Annotated in this window: 23 protein-coding genes; 15 read left to right on the top strand and 8 right to left on the bottom strand. The window is 61.6% G+C overall.

All coding sequences use genetic code 11. From position 1 onward, the window contains the following. Together BLS41_RS33345 and BLS41_RS33340 are read right to left on the bottom strand one after the other, a co-directional pair. Nucleotides 1–1,653 (bottom strand): GMC family oxidoreductase, encoded by a 1,653-nt coding sequence (locus tag BLS41_RS33345; protein ID WP_074772079.1) that lies wholly within the window; start codon nt 1,651–1,653, stop codon nt 1–3. A 2-nt stretch (nt 1,654–1,655) separates the two neighbouring features. Continuing rightward, nucleotides 1,656–2,282 (bottom strand): sugar dehydrogenase complex small subunit, encoded by a 627-nt coding sequence (locus BLS41_RS33340; protein ID WP_074772077.1) that lies wholly within the window; start codon nt 2,280–2,282, stop codon nt 1,656–1,658. 509 nt (nt 2,283–2,791) lie between these two features. Between BLS41_RS33340 and BLS41_RS33335 the strand changes: the two genes are divergently transcribed. The 4 genes from BLS41_RS33335 to BLS41_RS33320 all read left to right on the top strand — a co-directional run bounded on the left by BLS41_RS33335 (nt 2,792) and on the right by BLS41_RS33320 (nt 8,057). Next, a complete protein-coding gene (locus BLS41_RS33335) occupies nt 2,792–3,532 on the top strand; it encodes a gluconate 2-dehydrogenase subunit 3 family protein (protein ID WP_074772075.1) in 741 nt (246 codons plus the stop codon). Continuing rightward, a complete protein-coding gene (locus BLS41_RS33330; RefSeq protein ID WP_074772073.1) occupies nt 3,532–5,310 on the top strand; it encodes a GMC family oxidoreductase in 1,779 nt (592 codons plus the stop codon). Before BLS41_RS33335 ends, BLS41_RS33330 begins: the two co-directional genes overlap by 1 nt. A 2-nt stretch (nt 5,311–5,312) precedes the next feature. After that, nucleotides 5,313–6,674 (top strand): c-type cytochrome, encoded by a 1,362-nt coding sequence (locus BLS41_RS33325; RefSeq protein WP_436972075.1) that lies wholly within the window; start codon nt 5,313–5,315, stop codon nt 6,672–6,674. Nucleotides 6,675–6,863: 189 nt separating this feature from the next. Continuing rightward, a complete protein-coding gene (locus BLS41_RS33320; RefSeq protein ID WP_074773374.1) occupies nt 6,864–8,057 on the top strand; it encodes a porin in 1,194 nt (397 codons plus the stop codon). 22 nt (nt 8,058–8,079) lie between these two features. On the opposite strand, the gene BLS41_RS33315 is transcribed toward BLS41_RS33320, so the two are convergent. Continuing rightward, nucleotides 8,080–9,474, bottom strand: coding sequence for an aminotransferase-like domain-containing protein (locus BLS41_RS33315; protein ID WP_074772069.1), 1,395 nt, complete (start codon nt 9,472–9,474; stop codon nt 8,080–8,082). Between the two features lie 221 nt (nt 9,475–9,695). On the opposite strand from BLS41_RS33315, the gene cyoA reads away from it, so the two are divergent. The 5 genes from cyoA (at nt 9,696) to BLS41_RS33290 (ending at nt 14,156) form a co-directional block, all read left to right on the top strand. Continuing rightward, complete coding sequence (gene cyoA / locus BLS41_RS33310; protein WP_083380199.1) at nt 9,696–10,697, top strand: ubiquinol oxidase subunit II; 1,002 nt, start codon at nt 9,696–9,698, stop codon at nt 10,695–10,697. A 5-nt stretch (nt 10,698–10,702) separates the two neighbouring features. Beyond that, on the top strand, nt 10,703–12,679 hold the full coding sequence (gene cyoB / locus BLS41_RS33305; protein ID WP_074772065.1) for a cytochrome o ubiquinol oxidase subunit I: 1,977 nt from the start codon (nt 10,703–10,705) through the stop codon (nt 12,677–12,679). A gap of 2 nt (nt 12,680–12,681) precedes the next feature. Beyond that, entirely contained in the window at nt 12,682–13,299 is a 618-nt protein-coding gene (gene cyoC, locus BLS41_RS33300) for a cytochrome o ubiquinol oxidase subunit III (protein ID WP_074772063.1), read from the top strand. Then, on the top strand, nt 13,296–13,679 hold the full coding sequence (gene cyoD / locus BLS41_RS33295) for a cytochrome o ubiquinol oxidase subunit IV (protein WP_074772061.1): 384 nt from the start codon (nt 13,296–13,298) through the stop codon (nt 13,677–13,679). The genes cyoC and cyoD overlap by 4 nt, the downstream gene beginning before the upstream one ends. A 96-nt stretch (nt 13,680–13,775) precedes the next feature. Continuing rightward, complete coding sequence (locus BLS41_RS33290) at nt 13,776–14,156, top strand: winged helix-turn-helix transcriptional regulator (protein WP_074772059.1); 381 nt, start codon at nt 13,776–13,778, stop codon at nt 14,154–14,156. Nucleotides 14,157–14,189: 33 nt separating this feature from the next. Here the strand turns inward: BLS41_RS33290 and BLS41_RS33285 are convergent, their stop codons facing one another. Further along, nucleotides 14,190–14,831 (bottom strand): DUF1109 domain-containing protein, encoded by a 642-nt coding sequence (locus BLS41_RS33285; protein WP_074772057.1) that lies wholly within the window; start codon nt 14,829–14,831, stop codon nt 14,190–14,192. Beyond that, a complete protein-coding gene (locus BLS41_RS33280; protein ID WP_074773371.1) occupies nt 14,828–15,400 on the bottom strand; it encodes a sigma-70 family RNA polymerase sigma factor in 573 nt (190 codons plus the stop codon). The genes BLS41_RS33285 and BLS41_RS33280 overlap by 4 nt, the downstream gene beginning before the upstream one ends. Before the next feature lie 260 nt (nt 15,401–15,660). On the opposite strand from BLS41_RS33280, the gene BLS41_RS33275 reads away from it, so the two are divergent. From BLS41_RS33275 to BLS41_RS33255, 5 genes are all read left to right on the top strand, one after another. Continuing rightward, nucleotides 15,661–15,849 (top strand): pentapeptide MXKDX repeat protein, encoded by a 189-nt coding sequence (locus tag BLS41_RS33275; protein WP_074772055.1) that lies wholly within the window; start codon nt 15,661–15,663, stop codon nt 15,847–15,849. A gap of 147 nt (nt 15,850–15,996) precedes the next feature. Beyond that, nucleotides 15,997–16,776 carry a DUF1223 domain-containing protein gene (locus BLS41_RS33270; protein WP_074772053.1) on the top strand — a complete coding sequence of 260 codons (780 nt, stop codon included), beginning with the start codon at nt 15,997–15,999 and terminating at the stop codon, nt 16,774–16,776. Between the two features lie 58 nt (nt 16,777–16,834). Continuing rightward, nucleotides 16,835–17,461, top strand: a complete 627-nt coding sequence (locus tag BLS41_RS33265; RefSeq protein ID WP_074772051.1) for a cytochrome b/b6 domain-containing protein — start codon at nt 16,835–16,837, stop codon at nt 17,459–17,461. Nucleotides 17,462–17,485: 24 nt separating this feature from the next. Next, nucleotides 17,486–18,262 (top strand): molybdopterin-dependent oxidoreductase, encoded by a 777-nt coding sequence (locus BLS41_RS33260; RefSeq protein WP_074772049.1) that lies wholly within the window; start codon nt 17,486–17,488, stop codon nt 18,260–18,262. 47 nt (nt 18,263–18,309) lie between these two features. Beyond that, a complete protein-coding gene (locus tag BLS41_RS33255) occupies nt 18,310–19,923 on the top strand; it encodes an MFS transporter (protein ID WP_074772047.1) in 1,614 nt (537 codons plus the stop codon). Nucleotides 19,924–19,967: 44 nt separating this feature from the next. Here BLS41_RS33255 and BLS41_RS33250 read toward each other — a convergent pair whose 3' ends face one another. Continuing rightward, the gene (locus BLS41_RS33250; protein ID WP_074772045.1) at nt 19,968–21,512 is read right to left on the bottom strand and encodes a carboxylesterase/lipase family protein; all 1,545 of its coding nucleotides are present in this window, start codon (nt 21,510–21,512) and stop codon (nt 19,968–19,970) included. Nucleotides 21,513–21,615: 103 nt separating this feature from the next. After that, nucleotides 21,616–22,563 (bottom strand): LysR family transcriptional regulator, encoded by a 948-nt coding sequence (locus BLS41_RS33245; RefSeq protein WP_074773368.1) that lies wholly within the window; start codon nt 22,561–22,563, stop codon nt 21,616–21,618. Nucleotides 22,564–22,674: 111 nt separating this feature from the next. Between BLS41_RS33245 and BLS41_RS33240 the strand changes: the two genes are divergently transcribed. After that, nucleotides 22,675–23,715 (top strand): LysR substrate-binding domain-containing protein, encoded by a 1,041-nt coding sequence (locus BLS41_RS33240; protein WP_083380198.1) that lies wholly within the window; start codon nt 22,675–22,677, stop codon nt 23,713–23,715. A 17-nt stretch (nt 23,716–23,732) separates the two neighbouring features. On the opposite strand, the gene BLS41_RS33235 is transcribed toward BLS41_RS33240, so the two are convergent. Continuing rightward, entirely contained in the window at nt 23,733–25,262 is a 1,530-nt protein-coding gene (locus tag BLS41_RS33235; RefSeq protein ID WP_074773365.1) for an FAD-dependent oxidoreductase, read from the bottom strand. Nucleotides 25,263–25,266: the final 4 nt, after the last annotated feature.

Raw genomic sequence — 25,266 nt, 5'->3', positions numbered from 1 at the left:
TCAGGCCCGCCGCAGAGTTTTTTCGATCGAATCGGCGGCCTTGATACCGAGCGCGGCCATCGACAACGTCGTATTCACCACCGACGCCGACACCATCGCGCCGCCACCCGGCAACCACAGATTCGCGTGATCGTGCGCGCGGCAATCGCCGTCGACAACCGAATCTTTCGCACTCGCGCCCATGATCGTGCCGCCCATGATGTGGTTATTCGCGTTCAGGCTCGTCGTGATCTTGAACTCGACCGCGCCGAACAACTGCCCGATATGTTCGAGTTGCGCATGCGCGGCAGTCGCGCCGTCGCGAACATAATCGCCGACGTCGTAATAGATATCGGGGCACGCGAGCCCATGCGGATCACGCCGCGTTTTGCTCAACGTAAGACGGTTCTTCGGATCAGGCAGCGGCTCGAGACTGATCGACAGATCGACGCCGAAAATTGCGCGCCGCCGGATTTCATCGTCGAGTTCCTTGCCGGCGAGTCCGAGCTTCAACGCCTGTTCCGTAGCAGGCGCGACTCGCGAGATATTGTTCAGAATCATCTTGTTCGACGAATACTTCGAGCGGAACGCGCCATCTCGCGGGCCGACGATGCAACTGCTTTGCGCCGGTCCGCGACCCAGCCACAACGGTTCGTTTGCAAGGAATGTGCAGTGAAAACCGGAGTGATCCATCATGTTCCGGCCAACCTGGTCGGAACTGTTCGCGATACCGTTCGGATTACGTGCGTTTGCCGCGAGCAGCAGCAAACGTGGTGTCTCGATACCGTTGCACGCGAGCACGAATGTGCGCCCTTTCGCCGTGTGCGACTGGTGATTCGCGTCGTAGAAATGAACGGCGGTGATGTTGTTCTGGTCGTCGGTATCGATCTTGTAAACCACCGACTCTGCCAGCACTTTCGCGCCCTTCTTCTCGGCGCTCTGAATCGTGTGAATGCCGTTGTACATCGCGCCGATCGGGCAGATCGGCTGGCAATTGTTATTGCCGCAGCACGTCGGACGACCGTTCCACGGACGCGTGCTGCGGCCCTGCGGAATCGGAATCGATCGATAGCCATGCGCATTGACGACTTCGGCGAAACGCATGTCGCCGTAAGCCCACGGCACCATGTCCATCGGATACGGACGGCTGCGCTCGGACGGCGATTGCCGCGCGGGATCGTTCGGACCGGCGACGCCGAGCGCGTCTTCCGCGCGGCAATAGTAGGGTTCGAGATCGTCGTATGAGATCGGCCAGTCGCGGCCCACGCCATACGTCGATCGCATCTTGAAGTCCACTGGCAGATGCCGCCAGCACGACGCCGCCCAGTGCCAGGTCGTGCCGCCGACCGTGCGCAGATAGCCCTGCTTGAAACTGCCCGCGCTCGGACCGCTCAGCGCAACGTAGTCGTTCGGCGGGAAGTACAGCGGCGCAGGCGCAGCCTTCGCTTGCGGATACAAGCCCTGAAAATCCGAGCCGACGCGATTCGGGAACGGCATGTTGCGCCAGTTTTCGACGGCAGTGGCGCGGTCGATCCGCAAGCCCGCTTCGAGAATCACCACCGAATGGCCAAGTCCTGCCAGTTGATCGGCGATCAATGCGCCGACCACGCCGGAGCCGACGATAACGACGTCCGCGACGACATCGCCGCTAGATGAAATTGTGGGCGATGCCATGTTCAAGCCTGTTTGTTCGTGATGGGCGCGGGCGCGGCGAGACGCGCTCTAGCGGCTTCGGCGGGGGTCGACACGCCGGCGGCGGGCGGCGGCCGTTGCCACCAGAGCGGACCGTCCGCGCAATAGGTCGGCGGGCTCAGACCATCGGCGACGGTTGCGTACATCAGCGAGTCGGCGTAAGCGACCAGCTTCGAATGATGATCGCGCGTGACAGTGCCGGTGTACCAGCCCGCGACGATGGCCAGCGCGACATCGTGCAAGCCAGCCGCGTTGGCCGCCGCGAGCAACTGCTGCGGGGTCTGCCCTGCGCGCATCTGATGCGCGAGCGCTGCTGCACGAGTGGCAAAGCTGTTGTCACTGGCGCTGAGCGTCGCGAAGAGCCGTGTGCCGAAAGTCGTATTCATCGACGCATGGCCGGTCAGCGCTTTCGACAGTTGCAGGAAGCCCGGCGCGTCCAGTGACGGTGCGGTCGAGGCAAGCGGCGCTGCTGGCGACGAACTCTGCGCAAGCGCGGCCACCGGCGATAAAAACGCAAGTTGAGTCGCTACCGCGAGGGTCTTCAACGCATGACGCCGCAACAGATTCGGCGTGCCCGGATCACCGTCCGGACTGATTTTTTCTTTGAGCATTCGAGGCTTGCTGGAACGGTCTACGGGCGTGCCGCCACGCTCGACGATGAGTGAGTCATTCGTCGAGAAAACGGGCAAATCACGGTCGTATTCGATGACGCCTTTGGCGAAATTTGGCCGAATATTATCTTGGAACCGGTTCCATGTAAAAATAAATTACGGAAAGGTTGGTTGCAAAATTCGCAACAATCGATCGGAACGGCTTTCGGCATATCCGCGCAGCCTGTGAGGCCCATAAATCGGCCGCCGCCGTTGGTTGTCGAAAATATGCAACACCTAAAACACGCTGCCACGGCGGGTTCTATCCATTCGTCCAGGCCCTGTGACCGCCGCCAGAACAAGGCTGCGGCGCGGCAAAACACCCTCGCCGGTCCCATTTCGCCAGATTTCGCAACGACATTTTGCGAAATAATCGCGTGCTTATGGAACCGGTTCCAAATATTATCCGTCCCGCGGCAAAATGTCGTCGTGGACGCAATTGCGCGTCCCACACATGGTGAATCGAGAACATGCCTGAATTCCCCCTTACCTCCCGCCGAGGCTTCCTGCGCTCGGCTATCGCGCTCGTTCCGGCCGGCACGCTCGCGGGTTGCGACGCACAGCACAACGCGTCGAATCCTGCGGCGTCCGCGTCGAATCCGAATGGGCAGGACAACGCCAGCACGCCTCGCGCCGACTACAAGCCGCGCTTCTTCGACGCGAAGGAATGGTCGTTCGTCAACGCGGCCGTCGATCGTCTGATTCCCGCCGACAGCGAAGGCCCCGGCGCGATTGAAGCGGGCGTGCCCGAATTCATCGACCGTCAGATGGACACGCCGTACGCGCATGGCGCGCTCTGGTACATGCAGGGCCCGTTCAGGCAAGGCGCGCCCGAACTCGGCTACCAGTTGAAGCTGGTGCCGCGCGACCTGTACCGGCTCGGCATTGCGTCGGTCAATGCGTACTGCACGAAGACCTACGCGAAGCCGTTCGACGCGCTCGATGCCGCCACCCGCGACACCGTGCTCGGCGCGCTCGAAAAAGGCAGCATCGATCTCGCCGAAGTGCCCGCCAACGTGTTCTTCGCGCAACTGCTGCAGAACACCCGCGAAGGCTATTTCTGCGATCCGATTCACGGCGGCAATCGCGACATGGGCGGTTGGAAAATGATCGGCTTCCCCGGCGCGCGCGCGGATTTCATGGACTTCGTCAACCAGAACGGCGAGGCCTATCCGTATGGTCCCGTGTCGATTGAAGGAAAACGCACCTGATGACTACCAACAGCAAACCGCATGTCGACGCGGTCATCGTCGGCTTCGGCTGGACCGGCGCGATTCTCGCGAAAGAACTCACCGAAGCGGGCCTGAAAGTCGTTGCGCTCGAACGCGGCGAGTATCGCGATACGTATCCGGACGGCGCGTACCCGAATACGATCGACGAACTCACGTACAACGTCCGCAAGAAACTGTTCCTCGATCTGTCGAAGACCACGGTGTCGATCCGTCACAACGTGATGGAAACCGCGCTGCCCTATCGTCAACTCGCGGCTTTTCTACCGGGTGAAGGTGTGGGCGGCGCAGGGCTGCACTGGTCGGGCGTGCATTTCCGCATTACGCCGGAGGAGTTGCGTCTGCGCAGCCACTACGAAGAACGCTATGGCAAGAAGTTCATTCCCGAAGGGATGACGATTCAGGACTACGGCGTCAGCTACGACGAACTCGAACCGCATTTCGACTTCGCGGAAAAAGTGTTCGGCACCTCGGGCCAGGCGTATAAGGTCAACGGCAAGATCGTCGGCGACGGCAATGTTTTCGAAGCGCCGCGCAGCGATAACTTTCCGCTGCCCGCGCAATTGAACACCTATTCCGCCGAGCGTTTCGGCAAAGCCGCGAAAGAACTCGGGCTGCATCCGTATCGTTTGCCTTCGGCGAATACGTCGGGTCCGTACACGAATCCGTATGGCGCGCAAATGGGGCCGTGCAACTTCTGCGGCTTCTGCAGCGGTTACGCGTGCTACATGTATTCGAAGGCATCGCCGAACGTCAACATCCTGCCCGCGCTGAAGCAGTCGCCGCATTTCGAATTGCGCTCGCGTTGCCACGTGCTGCGCGTCGAACTCGACGATTCGAAAAAGCTCGCGAAAGGCGTGACCTACGTCGATCCGTCGGGTCAGGAAGTTTTCCAGCCCGCCGATCTCGTCATCGTCGCGGCCTTCCAGTATCACAACGTTCATCTGTTGCTGCTGTCGGGCATCGGCAAGCCGTACGATCCGATCTCCGGTGAAGGCGTGGTCGGCCGCAATTTCGCGTATCAGAACCTGTCGACCATTACCGCGTTCTTCGACAAGGACACGTACACCAATCCGTTCATCGGTGCGGGCGGCAACGGCGTGGCGGTCGACGATTTCAACGCGGACAACTTCGATCACGGTCCACTCGGCTTTGTCGGCGGCTCGCCGTTGTGGGTGAATCAGGCGGGCACCAAGCCGATCAGCGGCATTGCGACGCCGGCCGGCACGCCGAACTGGGGCAGCACGTGGAAGAAGTCGGTGAAGGATCACTACGCGCACACCGTCTCGATGGACGCGCACGGTTCGAACATGTCATACCGTGATGTGTTCCTCGACCTCGACCCGACTTACCGCGATTCGTACGGCCAGCCGTTGTTGCGAATGACGTTCGACTGGAAAGACAACGACATCGCGATGGCACGCTACGTCACGGGCCAGATGCACAAGATCGCCGAGCAAATGGGCCCGAAAGCGATCAACGTGTATACGCGCGAATACGGCGCGCATTTCGATTCGCGTCGCTACCAGACCACTCACCTCGTGGGTGGCGCGGTGATGGGCACCGATCCGAAGACGAGCGTGCTGAATCGCTATCTGCAAAGCTGGGACGTGCATAACGTGTTCGTGATGGGTGCGTCGGCGTTTCCGCAGGGCATTGGCTACAACCCGACGGGTCTCGTCGCCGCGCTCGCCTACTGGTCCGCGCGTGCAATCCGCACGCAGTATCTGAAGAACCCTGGTCCGCTGGTGAGCGTATGAGCATGCGTATGACGATGAATATTTCGAAGCGCGTGCGCAGCGCGGCGTGGGCATTGGGTGCTTGCGCAGCGTTGTTCGGGCCGCTGACGGCCGACGCCGCACAAAGCTCGCCGGACAACACAGGCGACGCCGCGCTCATCGCGCACGGCGAATATCTCGCACGTGCGGGCGATTGCATCGCATGTCACTCCGCGCCATCGGGCAAACCGTTCGCGGGCGGGCTGAAATTCGACACGCCGATCGGCGCGATCTACTCGACCAATATCACGCCGGATCGCAGCACCGGTATCGGTTCGTGGACCTTCGCGCAATTCGATCGCGCGGTGCGCGAGGGCGTGCGTCCGAACGGCGACACGCTATATCCGGCGATGCCGTACCCATCGTATGCGCGTCTTAGCGACGACGACATGCACGCGCTGTACGCGTATTTCACGCACGGCGTCGCGCCGGTCGCGCAAAACAATCGTCCTGTCGATATCGTGTGGCCTTTGTCGATGCGGTGGCCGCTCGGCATCTGGCGTCATCTGTTCGCGCCGAATCCGCAGGCATTCGATGCTGCTCACTACAGCGACCCGGTTCTCGCACGCGGCGCGTATCTGGTTCAGGGACTCGGCCACTGCGGCGCATGCCACACGCCGCGTAGCGTGACGATGCAGGAACTCGCGCTCGACGATCTCGACGGACCGAGCTATCTGTCCGGCGGCGCACCGATCGACGGCTGGGTGCCATCGAGCTTGCGCGGCAATCCGCGCACCGGCGTCGGTGCATGGAGCGAAGCCGATCTCGTGCAATTTCTGAAGACTGGCCGCACCGCGCACGCCGCCGCGTTCGGCGGAATGACGGATGTCGTGCAGCACAGCGCGCAATACATGAGCGACGCCGACGTAACCGCCATGGCTCGCTACATCAAGACGCTTCCATCCAGCGATCCCGCCGAAAAGCCTTACGTCTACGACGACACCGCCGCTCATGCGCTGCGAACCGGTGACGCCAGCGCGCCAGGCGCAGCGGTCTATCGCGACAACTGCACGTCCTGCCACCGCAGCGACGGACGAGGCTACACCGGCGTGTTCCCGGCGCTCGGCGGCAATCCCGTATTGCAGGGCAAGGACGCGACATCGGTGATTCACGTGCTGCTGTCGGGCAGCGCGCTGCAGGGCACGAAAACCGCGCCGTCGACGTTCACGATGCCGGCCTTCGGCTGGCGTCTGAGCGACGCGGAAGTCGCCGACGTGACCAACTTCGTGCGCACGAGCTGGGGCAATACCGGCTCGACAGTGACTGCGTCCGACGTTGCGAAGGTCCGCAAGACAGTGCCCGTCGCCGCGCCCGAGCTGCCGCCAGGCGCGATCCGCAGCCATTGATTCACAACCCGCGCGCGGGCTGATGTAGCACTCGTTGCAGTGCGCGTCAGCCCACCTTCACCGCGCCGCCCATTCCCGCTTGACGTCGACCGGCCTCACTGCCCGAGGCGGGCCGGCGTTCGCGCGAAACAAACAGAGATCGCCGCTCAGGCGACCCGAGATCCACGCCTTATCTAACACATGACAACGATGAAAAAACATTGGTTTGCCACGCCCCTCCTGCTGTCCTTCGCGGGCATCGCATCTGCGCAGAGTTCGGTGACGCTCTACGGCATCGTCGACGCGGGCATCAGCTATCGCAGCAACGAACGTGTCGGTTCGACAGGCGCGTACAGCGGCCATTCGAATGTCGCCGCTACGAGCGGGAATCTGTCCGGCAGCCGCTGGGGCATCAAGGGCAACGAGCAGCTCGGTGGCGGCTGGACCGCGCTGTTCCAGCTCGAAGACGGCTTCGACATCACGAATGGCAAGAGCGGGCAGAACGGCGGCCTTTTCGGCCGCCAGGCTTATGTGGGGATCGGCAGCAGGCAATACGGCACGATCACGATGGGACGGCAATACACGTCGCTCAACGACTTCGTGGGCCCGGTCGCGGCAGTGTCGCTGGTCGGAGGCTACGGCGCGCATCCGGGCGATATCGATGACCTCGACCAGACCGCGCGCGTCAACAATTCGCTCAAGTACACGAGCTCGGCTTACGCAGGATTCACGTTCGGCGCGATGTACGGTTTCGGCGGCCAGCCGGGCAGCCTGAAACAGCAGAATACGTGGAGCGTCGGCGCGTCGTATGCGAACGGGCCGGTGCACGTCGGTGTCGGTTATGAACGTTCGGACAACAGCAAGAGCGGCGCCAGCGACACGACAACCGGCAAATGGAGCGGCACCGACGACGGTTTGTTCAACTCGTCGATCAACGAAGGTTATGCAAGCGCTCAGTCGCAGCAGATCGTCGCGGCAGGCGCCACTTATGACTTCGGGCCGGCGCTTGTCGGTGTGAATTACAGCAATGTGCAATATCGTTCAGGCGCGGATTCGCTGTTCAACGGCCGCGCCACGCTCAATATTGCAGGCGTGTTCGCGCAGTGGAATCTGCGGCCCGAGGTTCAACTGTTCGCGGGTTACAGCTACACGCGAGGCGGCGAAGTGGATGGCGTCGACGATCGCGCGCAATATCACACCGTCTCGCTCGGTGCGCAATACAACCTGTCGACGCGTTCGACGGTGTATCTGATGGGCGGCTATCAGCACGCTTCAGGCACGACGCTCGACGCGTTGGGCAACCCGGTCGCCGCGACTGCGTCGGTGACGGATAAGGGCAACGGTCACTCGTCGGCGGCTCAATCGCAGGCGATTGTCAGCATCGGCGTGCGGCACCGGTTCTGACGCGTCGTCACAGATCGCACTGCTAGATCACCAGTTCGTGGCTCACCGGCGGCTTCTGCGCGAGCAAGCCGGAGAGCTTCCGCAACGCCGCATCGAGTTGCTCGCGCCCCCGGCATCCGCCGAGTGAAATACGAATGGCATTCGGCGGATTGTGTCCGCGATAGAACGCGGACGAAGGCGCGACCACCAGTCCTTCACCACGCGCGGCGGCGCAAAGATCCACCGCTCTCCAATAGCTCGGCAACGTGAGCCACACGTGGATGCCGTGATTGACCGTCCCGCTGGTTGCGCCCGACAACATTCCGGTCGCCATTCGCTGACGCGCCCGCGATTCAGCCTGCACTCCCGCCAGCAGCAAAGCCGCCGAGCCGTCGTGAATCCATTGCGTGACCAGCGTCTTCGTCAATGGCGAGGTTAAAGAAAACGTCCTTAATGCAGAGAGAAACGCGTGCTCGCTTTCCATGTTCGGAAAGGCCACGAACGCGGTGCGCAACCCGGGCGACAAACATTTCGACAGCGTCGAAATATAAAAAACCTGCTCCGGGATCAGACGTGCAAAGGGCGGCGGCGCGTCGTTTGCGAGCAGCCAGTACGGATCGTCCTCGATGATCTTCACATTCATGCGAGCCGCTACTTTAGCGATTTCGAGCCGCCGCTTCTCCGGCATCGTATGCGTGGTCGGATTCTGAAGCGTCGGGTTCAGATAGACGACTCGTGCGTTGTATCGCTGACACGCGCTTTCCAGTGAATCCGGGCGCATGCCATGTTCGTCGGCGGCCACGGCTTCGATCCTTCGCCCCAATTGCTCTGCCGCCATCGGCATGCCGGGATAGCCGAGCGACTCCATCAGGATCACGTCGCCGGGTTGCGTCAGCGCGAGAATCAACGCGGCGAGCGCGGATTGCGCACCGGGACACGCCACCACGCGTTCGGGATCGACATGCCCGAGCATCGGCCGCAACCATTGCGCGCCCGCGTTGCGGTCGGCGCTGCTGCCGCCGCCCAGGTGATACGTCATCAGCAGGTCCGTATCGGTGCGCATCAGTACCTGCGACATACCCTGGCGCAACAGCACTTCCATGTCGACCTCCGCTGGCGGCGGCGGAATGTTCATGCTCAGGTCGATGCTTTGCGTCAACTCCACCCTGGGCGCGGCGACAAACGTTCCCAGCGTGCCGCGCGCCTCGATCAACTGACGACGGCGTGCCTCGGCAAAGCCGCGCGTCACCGTGGTCAGATCGATGTCGAGCAGTTCGGCGAGACGCCGTTGCGCGGGAAGCCGGTCGCCCGCGCGCATCGATCCGCTCGCTATCGCGCGTTCGAGAAATTTGACGATCTGAAGGTAGCGCGGGCCTTCGCCGTGGGTGAAACCGGAGGCCCAAAGCGCCTCCTTGTATGGATCATGCATGGATGTCATTCGGCGTCATTCTGTCGCAGTTGTATGGATATTGTCTCACACTACGATCCCGGCACGGGACGAAAATCCATACACCGCGCCACCTGTACGGACCTGTACGGACCTGTACGGACGGCGCGGAAGCACCATAAAACGAAGCACTTTTGCGTGATTCGGCCGGGTGTGCCGAAGCGCTGACCGGATGCATGTATGGATGGTGTCGCCGACAACCAGGACATGACATGCGGAATCCAAGATTGTTTAGAAGAAGGCCCGCCAGCGGGTTAAGTGCGTCGATCCGGTCCCGGCCAGGCAGCGGCTTCTGTTCCGCTGCGGCTCGGGCCGCCGCGCTCGGGGCATCCGGCCTGCTCGGCGGGTGCAGCATGGCGCTGTTCGACCCCAAGGGCGACATCGGTATGCAGGAAAAGCACCTGATCCTGCTTGCATTAGGTTTGATGCTGCTGGTGGTCGTGCCGGTCATCCTGTTGACCTTGTACTTCGCGTGGCGCTATCGCGAGTCGAATACAAGCGCGACGTATGCGCCGAAATGGGCGCATTCCACCGCGATCGAAGTGGTGGTGTGGGCCATTCCGTGCGTGATCGTGAGCATTCTGGCGCTGGTGATCTGGCGCACCACGCACAGCCTCGATCCATCCCAGCCCATCGAATCGCAGACCCAACCGGTCCGCGTCGAAGTCGTCGCGCTGAACTGGAAGTGGCTGTTCATCTACCCGGATTACGGCGTGGCCTCGGTCAATCAACTCGCCATTCCTGTCGACACGCCGATCTCATTCGACATCACCGCCGAATCGCTGATGAACTCGTTCTTCATCCCGCAACTCGGCAGCCAGATTTACGCGATGTCCGGCATGCGCACGCAATTGAACCTGATCGCCAATACGCCTGGCGTCTACGCGGGCCAGTCGTCGGCCTTCAGCGGCCCCGGCTTCTCGGACATGCACTTCGACACGGTGGCAACCAGCCGCGCAGATTTCGATGCATGGATCGCCCACGCAAAACAGTCGCCGCTGTCGCTCGACAAGGCGACTTACGATGCGCTGGAAAAGCCTAGCGAGAAGAATCCCGTGACGGTGTACGCGAACGTCGCGCCGCGTCTTTTCGATCATGTGGCGAGCCAGTACATGCACTCGTCGGCGAACGATCCGATCTGCAGCACCGCCAACACCGCGCCTTCCATTGAACATATCGGAGCCCGAATGCCTGCCCGACAGGCTGGGGAGTAGTCATCATGTTTGGAAAACTTAGCCTCGACGCTATTCCGTATCACGAGCCCATCATCATGGGCACACTGGCCGTGGTCGCCGTGCTGGGCGCCGCCCTGCTCGGCGCGGTCACGTACGCCGGCAAATGGACTTATTTGTGGCGCGAGTGGCTCACTTCGGTCGACCACAAACGCATCGGCGTGATGTACATCCTGCTCGCACTCGTGATGCTGCTGCGCGGTTTTGCCGACGCCATCATGATGCGCGCGCAGCAGGCGCTCGCCTACAACGACGCGGCCGGCTATCTGCCGCCTCATCACTACGATCAGATCTTCACGGCGCACGGCGTGATCATGATCTTCTTCGTCGCGACGCCGCTGATTCTCGGCCTGATGAACGTGGTCGTCCCGTTGCAGATCGGTGCGCGCGACGTGGCATTTCCGTTCGTCAACTCATTGAGTTTCTGGCTCGCCGCAGTCGGCGCAGTACTCGTGATGATGTCGATGTTCGTCGGCGATTTCGCGGCGACCGGCTGGGTTGCGTATCCACCGTTATCCGAACTCGGCTACAGCCCGACTGTCGGCATGGACTACTACATCTGGTCGTTACAGATATCGGGGCTCGGTACGACGCTGACCGGCATCAACTTCATCGTGACGATTCTGCGTATGCGCGCACCGGGCTTGAATCTGATGAAGATGCCGGTGTTCGTGTGGACCGCGCTCATCACCAACATTCTGATCGTCGCGGTGTTTCCGGTGTTGACGGGCACGCTCGCACTACTCGCCGCAGACCGCTATCTCGGCATGCACTTCTTCACCAACGAACTCGGCGGCAACGCGATGATGTACATCAACCTCATCTGGGTGTGGGGCCACCCCGAGGTGTACATCCTGATCCTGCCATGCTTCGGCGCGTTCTCCGAAATCATCTCGACGTTCTCCGGCAAGCCGCTGTTCGGCTACAAGTCGATGGTGTATGCAACGGCGTCGATCGGCATTCTGTCGTTCTTCGTGTGGCTTCATCACTTCTTCACGATGGGCTCGGGCGCGAACGTGAATGCGTTCTTCGGCATCATGACGTCGATCATTTCGATCCCGACCGGCGTGAAGCTGTTCAACTGGCTGTTCACGATGTTTCGCGGACGCATCCGCTATCACACTGCCACGCTGTGGACGATCGGCTTCATGATCACGTTTGCAGTCGGCGGCATGACGGGCGTGCTGCTGGCCGTGCCGGGCGCGGACTTCGTGCTGCACAACAGTCTCTTTCTGGTTGCGCACTTCCATAACGTGATTATTGGCGGCGTGGTGTTCGGCTGCCTCGCGGGCATCAGCTTCTGGTTTCCGAAGGTGTTCGGCTTCACGCTGAACGAGTTCTGGGGCAAGGTCTCTTTCTGGTGCTGGCTGGTCGGGTACTGGCTCGCGTTCACTCCGCTTTACATCCTCGGCTTCGAGGGGATGACGCGCCGCATGAATCACTACGCGGTGCCGGAATGGCATAAATGGCTGGTCATTGCGCTGATCGGCGCACTGTTCATCGCCGCGGGCATCGTCGCGATGATCGTTCAGTTCGCGGTCAGCATTCGCGATCGCGAAGCCAATCGCGACGTCACCGGCGACCCGTGGAACGGCCGCAGCCTGGAATGGTCGACCGCATCGCCCGCACCGTTCTATAACTTCGCACACGTGCCGGTTATCACGTCGCTCGAACAGCATTGGGACAACAAGGAAGCAGGCCGCGCCTATCTGGAACCGGGCGAATACGAAGACATCCATATGCCGCGCAATACGGGTTCGGGTGTGATCATCGGCGCGTTCAGCCTGCTGCTCTGCTTCGCGCTGATATGGCACATGTGGCTGTTCGCGGCGATCGGTCTCGCGGGGATGATCGGCACATTCATCGTCCGTACGTATGACCAGGATGTCGACTATTACGTGCCGCCGGAAGAAGTCGCGCGAATCGAAAGCGCGCGCTATGCGCAACTGGAAGAGGTGGTCTGATCATGACGACAGTAGCAACGAATCACGCCCACTCGCATCATGACGGGCACCACCATGCGCACGACGATGGGTCCAAAACCACGCTCGGGTTCTGGATCTACCTGATGAGCGACTGCCTCATTTTCGCCACGCTGTTCGCGACGTTCGGTGTATTGGCGAATGCAACCGCAGGCGGCCCGAGTGGCAAAGGGTTGTTCGAATTGCGCTATGTACTCGGCGAAACCCTGCTGCTTCTGGCGAGTAGTTTCACGTTTGGCCTCGCCATGCTCGCGTTGCAGATTCGCCGCAATGCTCAGGTAATCGGCTGGCTTGCGGTGACGTTCGCGCTTGGCGCGGGCTTTATCGCGATGGAACTGGTCGAGTTCGCGAAGCTGATCGGCGACGGCGCGGGGCCGCACGTCAGCGCATTTCTGTCGGCGTACTTCGTTCTGGTCGGCACACACGGCTTGCACGTCACATGCGGCCTGCTGTGGATCGCGGTTACGATGCATCAGGTCTACAAGTTCGGGCTGACGGGCGTGACGCGCCGCCGCCTCGCCTGCCTGAGTCTTTTCTGGCACTTCCTCGATCTCATCTGGATCTGCGTGTTCACCTTTGTCTATCTGCGAGAGTTTGTATGAACAAGACTTCTCAACACTCAGCTTTGCACGAGGTCGGTCACGAGTCGTCGCACGGTACGCTGAGAAGCTATGTGATTGGAATGGTGATGTCGCTGGCGGTGACACTGGCGTCGTTCGGCGTCGTCATGACCGACATCGTGCCACGCGGATTCGGCCTCGCGATCATCGTGGTGCTGTGTGTGGTTCAGCTAATCGTGCAACTGGTGTTCTTTCTGCATATCGGCGCGTCGCGCGATCAGCGGGCCAATACCGGCATTTTTATCTGCACGGGCTTTCTGATTGCCGTCATCGTCGGCTTGTCTTTGTGGGTGATGCATAACGCCAACGAAAACATGATGCCCACCCATATGACGATTGAACGGGCGATCTCCAAGGACTAGTTTCCTCGCTTCTCTATCCCGCTGACGGAAGGCAATGCAGTCCGACGCATCGCTTTCCGTTCACCCTCAGTGCCAATTGAATGCGTGGAGCAAGCCATGTTGCGAACTTCTCATTTGCCAGCGGACGCGTTTTCCAGAATCTGCCCGTCCCGCGATGTTCTCGCCAGACTCGGTCAAAAGTGGACGATCCTGGCAATGGTCGCTTTGCGCGACAGACCGCTGCGCTTTGGCGATATCCGACGCCGGATACAGGGCGTCTCCGACAAAATGCTCACGCAAACCTTGCGCGCAATGGAACGCGACGGCCTCGTTCAGCGTAGCGTGTTCGACGAACGGCTGACACGTGTCGAGTATGCGTTGAGTCCGCTGGCCCGCTCCGTGTTGCCGATTGTTGTCGAGTTGAAGAAGTGGGCGGAGCACTCGCTGGAACGTATCGAAACGAGCATGAATACGTTCGACCACAAAATCGATTCGTAGCAACGGCGCACTGAACCGGCCTGTGGTTTTCAATCACCAGCGCAATAAACGCGGCCCAAGCGTCGCGCCGACCACCGTCGGCACCAGCATGCCAAGCAGATACCACGCGCCCCAGAACGGAATGCCCATTTCCGGGCAATGCAGGCAGTAGGCAAGCGTCGCCGTCGATCCGGCGAGCAGGCCGCCCGCCGCGCCGGTTAGCGCGAGCCGCGTGGGCGCCAGTCCCTTGAGCGCCCAGAACACCGCGATAAAGCCGGGAATCGACAGCATCGCGATGGCGAACGGGCAAACCCGCCACGTCTTGCCAAGCACGATGACGAGCCGCTCGGAGTCAGGCGCGGCCATCAGCACATAAGCCGCCGCTAGCCATACCACGACGACCGGCGTCGCAACCAGCCAGCCGCTGCCGCCAGGCCGGCCACCGGGCCGCGCTAGCCGCGAGGTCATCCACAGCGCGCCGATCATCAGGCATAACGGCAACGCTACTTTGGCCCAGAAAATCGGCGTGACGGCCACCTCGGCGAGATCGCGGCGGATGCCGAGCGTCATCGCCATGATCAGCAGCGCGCCCGCCGCGCCGGTCAGCACGGCAATGCCAAAGCGTTTGGGGAGCGCCTGACGATCCACCGGCTCGACGCCGGAGGCTAACAGGGAAATGAAGTCGTCCGTTTTCATCGCGTTCCTCGAATCTTTGCCGCCAATGCCTTGAGCCCGCGATGCACGCCGACCTTCACCGCCGACTCCGACAACCCGGTCAGCTTCGCGGTCTCCGTCACGGACAGGCCTTCGAGTTTCATATGCATGATCGGCAGACGCTGCCGCTCGGGTAACTGCTCGAGCAATATGCCCAGATCGCGCCTGGCCTGCGCCGGCTCGAGATCGGGCGCGGCGAGCAGTTCCAGCGCGTCGTCCAGCGGATCGTTCAGCGCGTCGTGCCGCGAACGGGCCCGAAAGTAATCCGTCAGCTTGTAGCGCGCGATGGCATGAATCCACGCGGTCAACGGTTCTTCCGGCCGGTACGTCTGCCGCCCGTTATGAACCGCCAGCAACACCTCCTGCACGAGATCTTCGATATCCGCCGGGTCGGCCTGAAGCCGCCTGCGCAGAAAACCCCGCAGGTGCGCGCCCAATTCCGTCAGGAACTGCCGGTACGCGGCTGCGTCGCCGGTCTGTCCGCTCACGAACAAGGCTCGCAGATGCGACTCTTTCGCCTGCGCTGCGGTGATATCGGTAGTTCGATTCATCGTGGGCATTGGTTACAGGAATCGCAAGTTTATTCCATCGGTCGTGGCGTTGGGGTCTGTACACGCGCAGCTGATGCGCATTTTGCCCGCGTCGAAAAAATTTTCGTGTGTGCTGTAACCGGTCAGCCTCGCCCGGCGAATTACCTCATAGATGCGTAATGACGACGCATCGACGACGCATCGGTCGTTGCCGTGAGACAGTTTCGTTCGACACACAGACGGGTCACGACGGCCCGCTAAACCACATCCAAGGAGTTGTCATGAAGCGCATTGCAATTGCAGCATTTGCCACGGTGTTGCTCGTTAGCGGTGGCTCGGCGTTCGCGCAGGCGAGCGGCGCGATGTCCAATGATTCGATGTCGAAAGACACGATGAGCAAGGACTCGATGGCCAAGGGTTCGATGTCCAAAGACGCCATGGGCAAGGACTCCATGGCGAAGGACTCATGAGCAAGGACAGCAAGATGAAACACGACGCGATGAAGAAAGAAGACGCGATGAGCAAGTAAGTAGCCGCCGTGCGTTCCCGGCTCGCAATGGCGACCGGGAACGCGCTTACCGTTCCTCACGCTTTTCGCCATTCGGCGGGAGTCTGTCATGCGCTTCCTGTTATTCGTATCGATCTGCGCCGGGTTGATTGCCTGCACGGTTGGCAGCGTCGACGCCAATGCTTCGGCTACCTGTAGTGTCAACAGTCCGGCGCATCGTGTCGCACTCGTCGAACTCTATACGAGCGAAGGATGCAGCAGTTGCCCGCCCGCCGATAACTGGCTAAGCGCACTCGACCGCACCCGCAGCGCGAACACGGTTGTTCCAATTGCGCTACATGTCGACTACTGGGACAGCCTCGGCTGGAAAGACCGCTTCGCGCAGCCGACCTTCACCGAGCGCCAGCGTGAGCTAAGCGAACAAGGCCGCCAGCACGTCGTGTACACACCCGAAGTGTTTATCGGCGGACACGAAATGCGCGCATGGTCGGACAACGCGCGTTTCACTTCCACCATTCAGCAGTTGAATACCCAAGCGTCTCCGATTGATATTCATGTCGAAGCGCGTGCCGCTCAGCCTGGCCGTATGAAATTCGACGCGACATTTCAGTCGTCCGGCAAACCGGTCGACAACGTCGTCGCCTATGCCGTGGTGTACGAAAACCGCCTGGACAGCGATGTAAAAGCCGGCGAAAACGCGGGCGTCGTGTTGCATCACGATCGTGTCGTGCGTCAGTGGATCGGCCCCGTGACCGTCGCCAACGGACATGTTGCGATTACCGGCGACTATCCAGGCGGCTCAGGGCAAAGCGGCGTCGTGGCGTTCGCAGAAAGCCGGACAACCGGCGAAGTTCTGCAAGTCGCGGAACTGCGGCCATGCGCCAACTAGAACACGTCGAACCCAGCGGAGTTCTCTACCTTGAGCACGCCAGCCCCGGAGACTCAACATGAACGCGATACTCAAACCTCGTACCTCGAACAACGCAGCACGAACGATTCAACCGGCGTGGGTCCGTATCGCGCACTGGCTCAACGCGCTGGCTGCGGTGCTGATGATGCTGTCAGGATGGAGAATCTACGATGCGTCGCCGGTATTCGCGGGCTTCAGGATTCCGACCGGCATCACGCTGGGTGGTTGGCTCGGCGGCGCATTGCAGTGGCATTTCGCGGCGATGTGGCTGCTGTTCTTCAACGCCCTCTTCTACCTCGCGATGAACGTCGTCACCGGGCGAATCAAAACCAAGTTCTTCCCATTGTCCGTTCGCTCGATCATCCACGACCTCGGCGAAGCGCTCAAAGGACACCTGTCGCACGCAGACCCGAGCCGCTACAACGCGGTGCAGAAATTCGCGTACCTGTTCGTGATGCTCGACATTGCCGTGCTGATTCTGTCGGGCCTCGCCATCTGGAAATCGGTGCAGTTTCCGCACTTACGCGAATTGATGGGCGGCTACGACTTCGCGCGCGTCGTTCACTTCTGCGCGATGGCGTTGCTCGCCGGTTTTATCGTCGTCCATCTGACCATGGTCGCACTCGTACCGCGCTCGCTGCTTACGATGATTCGCGGACGCTAACTGACGCTAACGGGAAATACGACTGTGAAGCTCCTTAAACCCTTCACCTCGACCGTCGATCAAAAGTCGCTCAGCATCGACGTGCGCCGCGAACTCGATATGCCGTCGCGACGTCTGTTCGGCAAACGCATTCTGACGCTCGGCGGTCTTGCGATGCTGACAGGTTGCAGCCTGTCGGACGATAAATCGGTCGAGACGTTTTTGTCGCGCGTATCGCGAATGAACGACAGCGTGCAGGGCTGGCTGTTCGACCCGAACCGCCTCGCGCCCACTTACACCGAAGCACAGATCACGCGCCCGTTTCCGTTCAACGCGTTCTATGGCGTCGACGATGCGCCGCAAGTCGACGGCAACGATTTCCGCCTGAAAGTGAGCGGTCTGGTGCAGGACAGGAAAGTGTGGACGCTCGACGAACTTTACGCGCTGCCCAAAGCGGAGCAGATCACCCGGCACATCTGCGTCGAAGGCTGGAGCGCGATTGGCCGCTGGGGCGGCACACCGTTTTCCGAGTTCCTGAAGCGGGTGGGCGCGGACACTTCGGCGAAATATATCGGCTTTAAATGTGCAGACGATTACTACGAAAGCATCGATATGCCGACCGCGCTTCATCCGCAAACGCTTCTGACATTCACGTACGACGGCCAGCGCTTACCCGCAAAATACGGCTTTCCGATGAAGCTCAGAATGCCGACTAAACTGGGTTACAAGAACCCGAAGCACATCATGGAAATTTTCGTGACCAACACGTTTCCGGGCGGATACTGGGTCGACCAGGGCTACAACTGGTTCGGCGGTTCCTGAGTCGTAGAACGAAGTCTGGCGCGCAACGCGCGCTCGAGGAATATGCGATGTTCCAGACAAGCGCCACCGTCGATTCCACGCGTCAGCTTTTACCCTTTCGCCAATCGTTGCTGGCGATGCTCGGGCTGGCTTTCGTCGCGATGCTCGTCGCGCTCGATCAGACCATCGTCGGCACGGCGATGCCGCATATCGTCGCCGAACTGCGGGGCTTCGATCTTTACGCGTGGGTCGCCACGTCGTACATGCTGGCGTCGGTCATCACCATTCCGATCTTCGGCCGTCTCGGCGATCTGTATGGACGCAAGCGCTTCCTGCTTGCCGCCATCGCGTTGTTCACCGTGGCGTCCGTGTTGTGCGGGTTGGCGAACACCATGCTGGTGCTCGTCATTGCGCGCGGCGTGCAGGGCATCGGCGGCGGCATCCTGATCGGAACGATCTTCGCAAGCGTCGCCGATCTGTTCCCCGACGCGCGACTGCGGCTGCGCTGGCTGGTATTCGTCAGCACCGCGTTCGGTCTGTCGAACATCGTCGGGCCGACGCTCGGCGGCCTGCTTACTCAATACGGCGGCTGGCGCCTGGTGTTCTTCGTCAATGTGCCGATCGGCATCGTGTCGTTTCTTTTCGTGCAGCGCTATCTGCCGAATGTGCGCCAGTCGCGCATGGGGGACCATGTTCGACTCGACTGGCTCGGCGCGCTCGTCATTGCGTTGACGTTCGGCGCGCTGCAACTGCTGATCGAATTTCTTCCCGACAATGGAATTACTGCAACCACGTCGAGTCTCGCCGCGATTGCAGTAGGCGGCGCAATCACACTGTGGTTCTGGGAACGGCGTATGGGCTATCCGATCGTCCCCGTCGATATGCTGGTGGATCGCAAGCTCGCCGCGCTGTTCGCGATGTCGCTACTCGGCGGTTTCGGCCTGTTTTCGCTGGTGTTTTACGTGCCGTTGCTGTTTCAGGGCGGCTATGCGATGTCGCCGCACGACTCCGGCATGCTGATCACGCCGCTGGTAATCGGCACGACGATCGGCACCGTCGCGAACAATCGCATCGTGACGCGCATCCGGCGCGCGAACATCATCATGTACGTGGGTTTCGCGCTGTTTGCGCTGGCGAGCCTGTCGGTCCTGTTGATTACCGGCACCGCGCCGCATCTCGTCTGGATGACCTGCATGCTGGTGAGCGGACTTGGGCTTGGGCTGGTCGGCGCAAACCTGACGATTTTTTCGCAGCAGATCGTCCCCCGCGACAACCTCGGCGCGGCGACCGCGTTGCTGCAATCGCTGCGCACCTTCGGCGGTATGCTCGGTACCGCCATTACCGGCGCGTTGCTCGGGCAACTTTATGTGCGCGGCGTACATCGCTCGCTAGATGCGTATCAGGCCACTCAATGGTTCAAGTCGTTCGCGAGCCCTGAACTGTTGATCGACCGCAATGAGCAGGTGGCGCTCGTCGGGCGTCTGATCGAAGCCGGCCATGCCGGCGACGCGATGATGGACGCGGCCCGTCACGCGCTCGTCGAATCGATTCATGCGGGACTGGCGATAGCGGCCGCGACCGCTATCGCAGGATTGTGTCTCGTGTGGTTTGTACCGCCGGTGCGACTGGCCCGTCTCACCGATGACGAAGTAACGGGCAACGCTATAGAACCAGGTCATTGATGTTCGCGCGGAACAGCCGCCGTCGCACCAAATCGGGCGTCGCGTTAGAACAGCCCAATCCTTCCACCTGCTGCCAGCCAATCGTGAAATGCCGCGCGCTGATCTTTCGACAGCAACGGCGTGACCATCTGCTTATCGCCTAATAGCATGAAATTGTCGCTATCGAGTGCGGGCCATTTCATCACGCCTGGCCCATTCGGATTGCCCGTGCGGATGAAGTTCGCCCAGTAATCCTGCAGCAGATGCGAAATCGCGCGATCGCTCGCGGTGAACGGGCGATGACCGTATTGCAGCGTGCCGAACACATACGGCACCTCGGAACTATGGAACGTCGCGAACCGCGCGGCCAGCGGTCCCGGCTCGGGATGCGTGTAGCGATAACCATAGGCCGGAGCAGCTTGCGGATCGCGCGCCTCCGACCACGCAATCACGCCAGCAGTCGCGGAATCGGCGAGAAGCTGCCGCACTGTCGCGGGCACAGCCGCCTCGTCTTGCGCCGGATAAAGCGCGGCAAATCGCGCGGACAGCGGCGCAAAACGCTGATCGAGTAATTGCTGATAAGCCTGAATCGTGCTGATCTGCCAATCGGGGCTAAAGGCGCTCGCTTCGTCGTGGTTCGATCCAAGCAGCACCGGAACGTTGCTACGTTCCTTCGCGCCGTCGGGAATGAACTTGCCATCGTCGACGGGAAGGAAGCGCACGTGCTCACCCAGCCGCGAATCGGTCTGCCATGCGAGAAGTTGATCAGCGGGAAGCGCGCGAAGTGCATCTAAAGTCGTGGCCCCGCTCAGGCTCGCGACTTTCTCGCCGATCGCTTCGGCTTTCTCTCGCGGAGCGAGCTTCGTATCGGCCCACGAATTACTTTCGGCGATGGCGCGAGCAAACAATCCTTCAGCCGATGGCGCGGCCAGCAGATGGTGAACCGAGATCGCGCCCGCCGACTGGCCTTCGATCGTCACCTGCGCAGGATCGCCGCCGAAACTCGCAATATTGGCTTTGACCCACTGCAACGCGGCGACCTGATCCATCATTCCGTATTCGCCCGAGCCGCCCTGCTCGGCATCGAGCAACGGACTCGCGAGAAAGCCGAACAAGCCGAGCCGGTAATTGACCGTGACGACCACGATGCCCTTTTGCGCGAGGTGCGCGCCGCGATACACCGGCACTTCGCCCGAGCCTTCGGCAAAGCCGCCACCGTGAATCCACACGACCACCGGCAGCTTGCGGGCCGGATGCAGCGCAGGCGTCCACACGTTCAGGAACAGACAGTCCTCGCTGAAGGGCGGATCGGCGAGATATTCCTCCGTCCACGGAATGACCGCCGTCGAGTTACGTCGCGGCTGCTCGCAACTGGCTCCGAACTTCGTGGCGTCGCGTACGCCTTGCCACGCCAACGGTGCAACGGGAGGCCGCCAACGCAAAGCGCCAACTGGAGGTGACGCATAAGGAATGCCCTTGAAAGCAAACACATGCTCTTCCGACGACCCGCTCAATGCGCCGCTTTGCGTTTGAATCAACGGCGCCGCGAATGCGTCGAGTGCGAGCGCGGCGAGTGCGATGGCCAATACCAGTCGAATGACAGAGATCATGAGCACGCTTCCTTCGGGAGTGAGGTCCGCTTGAGCGAATCGATCATATACGTGCGCCCTTTCATTTGAATCACAGCTCGCGGTATTGCAGCGTCGACGTCGGTCAGGATTCCTCGCTTGCTGCGTTCAGGTCATGAAACGTGGTGCCGGGCCAGTGTCCGCCGATGGCAAGGTCGCGTGCAACATCGGCGATCACGACACGAGTGGCCTGCGCGGCCGGCGACAATTCGTCTTCGGACGGGCTTGCAATCAGGGTCTGCCGGCGTGCATCCGAATCGGCGATCAAACGCGCCTTCAGTTGACGGCCCGGCTCGCGGCATATGACGGAGCCGGGTTGCAGCGTCGCGCCGAGACCGGCGCACACGGCGTCCATCAGCAGCGCAAGGCCGTCGATTTCGAACGCGATATGCGGTTGCACGCCCGCCCGCGCGAACGCGGCGTCGAGCAGCGCACGCAGACCGTGAGAGCCGCTCGGCATCACCAGCGGCAGAGCGCCGAGGTCGGCGAGACTCAACGTTTCCGCCGACGGGAAGCCGGGAAGATCTGCACGGCCAAGCAGATAAACCCGCTCGTCGATCAACGGACGAATGCTCCAGCGCCGCACCGCATTGCCACGCGCGACCAATGCAAGGTCGAGTTGGCGCGCGTCGAGCATCGCGGCCAGATGCCCCGATAACGCTTCGACCAGGTGCACGCGCAATTCGGGGTGACGTTCACGCATCGCCATGACGAAGGGCACGCCGAGCACCGCCGCCGTGCTCGGCGGCAAACCGACACTCACGTGTCCTACCAGGCGCTTCTGGCGCGCGGCTTCGACCGCATCGACCGCGTGTTGCAACGTCAACTGCGCGTGGCGCAGGAATGCGAAACCGGCGTCGGTCGGCATCAGCCCGTTGCGCGTGCGCCGAAGAAGCTGCGTGGCCAGTTGCGCTTCGAGCCTGTCGAGATCCTGGGTGACGAGGGAAACCGTCACTCCCAATTCGGCGGCGGTCCGTCTTATACTTCCCAGTTCCACCGCACGGACGAAATAGCGCAATTGTCGAAGTTCGATCGGCAATTCGACCTGGTCCTCATTTGCAAAAATCAGACTTGCAATCGACATGGGGTTACGTCCAGAAAAGGAGACGTGCAGAACGCTCGCCGCTCCGCACAGGGATCACACATGGACATGCGTCAGTTGAAGTATTTTGTGCAGATCGTCGAGAGCGGGAGCCTGTCGAAAGCATCGCGGCAACTGTTCATCGCGCAACCTGCGCTGAGCCAGCAAATGACCCGGCTCGAAGACGAAGTCGGCAAACCGCTTCTCGTGCGCTCCTCGCGCGGCGTGACGCCGACCGAAAACGGTGAAGCGCTCTACCACCACGCGTGTTTCATCCTGCGTCAGCTCGATCAGGCGGTATCGGTTGCGCGCCGCGAACATTCGAATGTGAGCGGCCGCGTGAATCTCGGCATGGCGCCTACCACGGTGTGCGCGATCGGTCTGCCGCTCATCAAACATCTGAACGCGAAATACCCCGGCATCGTGCTCAATGTCGTCGAGGCGCTGTCCGGCCATCTCGAACACATGACGCGCCTCGGCGAACTCGATCTCGCGATTCTGTTCAGCACGACAGCCGCGCTGGATCTGAGCGTCGAATTGCTGGCGGAAGAGGAACTGTTCGTGATCCTGCCGCGCAACAGCCGGATGATCGCGCCGGACCGCAAGGACATCACGCTGCTTGAACTGACCAAAGTCCCGCTGATTCTGCCGAGCCCCGGACATGGTCTGCGCCGGCGCATCACGCTCGAATTCGAGCGCGTGAATCTGGCGGTCGATGCGGTGGCGGAAATCGATTCGCTGCCGCTTCTGATGCATTGCGTGGCCGACGGAATTGGCGCAACCATCAAGCCGATGGCCGCCGTTTATTCGCTGCAGAACAAGCCCGAGCAATGGCGTTGCCTGCGTATTTCCGACGCCGACATGGTGCGTCGAAATTACCTGTATGCACTCGCGCCGGAAAAATTGTCTCAGGCGGCTGCGATCGTGCGCGACGAACTCAAGCACGTCGTGCGCACGCTGATCGAGAGCGACGCGTGGCAAGGCGTACGGTTGATGTCGCCGCTCGACTCGCTCGATCCTCCCGATCCGCTTTCCGCAACGAGCGGACCGGATGCCGATCCGCTCGAATTCGACGATATCCCGCTGGACAACGCCGAAAGCTGATGTCCCCGGCGCGGTCGTCATGCGGGTTCTCTCAGAGCCGCTGGTTGGGACGCGCCGCGCGAGGCCGCGGCGGCGAGACGTCCCGCGCGTCGGCCGGACGCAAATGCCCACGCGAGATGATGCCCGTGTCCTTTGAGCAGCAAGCCACCCTGTCCCGTCGAACCCGCCGCGTAGAGACCGGCAATCGGCTGATCCGCCGCATCGATCACGCGATGCTCGGCATCGACCCGCAATCCGCCTTCGCTATGCACGAACACGGCGCGCACCGGTCCTAGCGCGATAAACGGCGCGCGTCCGAGCGCCCGGTCTCCCGACACGCTCGCCATGCTCGCACGCAGCGCGGCGGCGTCCATCCCCGTGATCCGGGCAAGGCCTTCCAGAGTGTCCGCCTCGCGGTACACATCGGGACGGTTGCGCCGGTAATCCGCGAGATAGGCGTACGCGACGCCTGGCGCGGTCGAAATGAAATGCGGCCAGCGCGAATAGCGCTCGGCAATCCGTCCATCGATGACGATATAGCCGATGCCGTCCGGCTGGTCGGGCAAGCGGTAAGCGGGCTTATCCGTTTCATCGCAGAAACGCTCGCCGCGCGTGTTGACCAGCAGCGCGCCGTCTTCGAACAGCGCGAGCGCGGGCGCCAGGGCGGTGGTCAGGAACTTCATCAGGAACGGCCGCAGAATCGCGTTCGGAACGTGTTTCATCGACCATTGCATGACCGCTGCCAGCGAACGCCATGGCGGCAACCTGCGCACGAAATTTTCCTTCGCCGGTGCAATGAAGCGAATCTCAGGACCCAGCGCGAGATCGCCGTTGACGATCTGCGCGCCGCAGCGCTCGGCCATGCGCTGGCCGTCGCCGGTCGCGGTCGGATTCACCGCGTCGACTTTTGCCTCCTGCGGTCCCATGAAGCGCGCCTTCAATTCGGGGCTATTGGTGAAATCGCCCGCTGTGAGAATCACGCCGCCGCGCGCATCGATACGCCGCGTCGTGCCGTCGGCCTGCTCGACTAACGCGCCTCGCACGCCGTGCGCATCGAGCACGAGTTCGGTGACTCTGGCGCGCACGCGAATGTCCACGCCACATCGGCGCGCGCGTCGCGTGAGGTGATAGATGAACGAACGCGAATTCGGCAGCACGTTGTGCATGCGCGGCACGCGATGCGGCGGCTCCGGCATCGGTCCCATGAAACGTATGCCACTGTCGAGCAGCCACTGGAAGGTGTCGGGCATCGCGTCGCAAAGCACACGCCGCAGCGCGTCGTTGTCGCGGCCCGCGAGGTCGCCCGCAAAACCTGGCATGTCCTCCCAGTGAGCTTGCGGGGTGTCCTCGATACCCTGAGCTCGCTGATGCGGCGTTTGCGATGCGCTCACGGAGCCGATCGACCATGCCGTCGATCCACCGGGCGCGGCGTTTTTCTCCAGCAGCACGACGCGTGCGCCTGCCCCGGCGGCTTCGATCGCCGCCGCGAGGCCTGCGCCGCCAGCGCCGATCACCAGCACATCAACGGTCTCGTCGGCTGGCGGATAGAGTCGGGTTCGTGTCTGCATCGTC

It is taken from the genome of Paraburkholderia fungorum (assembly GCF_900099835.1).
GTDB classification, from domain to species: Bacteria; Pseudomonadota; Gammaproteobacteria; order Burkholderiales; family Burkholderiaceae; genus Paraburkholderia; species Paraburkholderia fungorum_A.
This window is presented reverse-complemented; position numbering and strand designations above follow the sequence as displayed.

Bases quoted from the DNA above. Each gene is read 5' to 3' on its own strand.
- BLS41_RS33345 (WP_074772079.1), bottom strand. From the start codon at position 1,653: ATGGCATCGCCCACAATTTCATCTAGCGGCGATGTCGTCGCGGACGTC.
- BLS41_RS33340 (WP_074772077.1), bottom strand. From the start codon at position 2,282: ATGCTCAAAGAAAAAATCAGTCCGGACGGTGATCCGGGCACGCCGAAT.
- BLS41_RS33335 (WP_074772075.1), top strand. From the start codon at position 2,792: ATGCCTGAATTCCCCCTTACCTCCCGCCGAGGCTTCCTGCGCTCGGCT.
- BLS41_RS33330 (WP_074772073.1), top strand. From the start codon at position 3,532: ATGACTACCAACAGCAAACCGCATGTCGACGCGGTCATCGTCGGCTTC.
- BLS41_RS33325 (WP_436972075.1), top strand. From the start codon at position 5,313: ATGCGTATGACGATGAATATTTCGAAGCGCGTGCGCAGCGCGGCGTGG.
- BLS41_RS33320 (WP_074773374.1), top strand. From the start codon at position 6,864: ATGAAAAAACATTGGTTTGCCACGCCCCTCCTGCTGTCCTTCGCGGGC.
- BLS41_RS33315 (WP_074772069.1), bottom strand. From the start codon at position 9,474: ATGACATCCATGCATGATCCATACAAGGAGGCGCTTTGGGCCTCCGGT.
- cyoA (WP_083380199.1), top strand. From the start codon at position 9,696: ATGCGGAATCCAAGATTGTTTAGAAGAAGGCCCGCCAGCGGGTTAAGT.
- cyoB (WP_074772065.1), top strand. From the start codon at position 10,703: ATGTTTGGAAAACTTAGCCTCGACGCTATTCCGTATCACGAGCCCATC.
- cyoC (WP_074772063.1), top strand. From the start codon at position 12,682: ATGACGACAGTAGCAACGAATCACGCCCACTCGCATCATGACGGGCAC.
- cyoD (WP_074772061.1), top strand. From the start codon at position 13,296: ATGAACAAGACTTCTCAACACTCAGCTTTGCACGAGGTCGGTCACGAG.
- BLS41_RS33290 (WP_074772059.1), top strand. From the start codon at position 13,776: ATGTTGCGAACTTCTCATTTGCCAGCGGACGCGTTTTCCAGAATCTGC.
- BLS41_RS33285 (WP_074772057.1), bottom strand. From the start codon at position 14,831: ATGAAAACGGACGACTTCATTTCCCTGTTAGCCTCCGGCGTCGAGCCG.
- BLS41_RS33280 (WP_074773371.1), bottom strand. From the start codon at position 15,400: ATGAATCGAACTACCGATATCACCGCAGCGCAGGCGAAAGAGTCGCAT.
- BLS41_RS33275 (WP_074772055.1), top strand. From the start codon at position 15,661: ATGAAGCGCATTGCAATTGCAGCATTTGCCACGGTGTTGCTCGTTAGC.
- BLS41_RS33270 (WP_074772053.1), top strand. From the start codon at position 15,997: ATGCGCTTCCTGTTATTCGTATCGATCTGCGCCGGGTTGATTGCCTGC.
- BLS41_RS33265 (WP_074772051.1), top strand. From the start codon at position 16,835: ATGAACGCGATACTCAAACCTCGTACCTCGAACAACGCAGCACGAACG.
- BLS41_RS33255 (WP_074772047.1), top strand. From the start codon at position 18,310: ATGTTCCAGACAAGCGCCACCGTCGATTCCACGCGTCAGCTTTTACCC.
- BLS41_RS33250 (WP_074772045.1), bottom strand. From the start codon at position 21,512: ATGATCTCTGTCATTCGACTGGTATTGGCCATCGCACTCGCCGCGCTC.
- BLS41_RS33240 (WP_083380198.1), top strand. From the start codon at position 22,675: ATGGACATGCGTCAGTTGAAGTATTTTGTGCAGATCGTCGAGAGCGGG.
- BLS41_RS33235 (WP_074773365.1), bottom strand. From the start codon at position 25,262: ATGCAGACACGAACCCGACTCTATCCGCCAGCCGACGAGACCGTTGAT.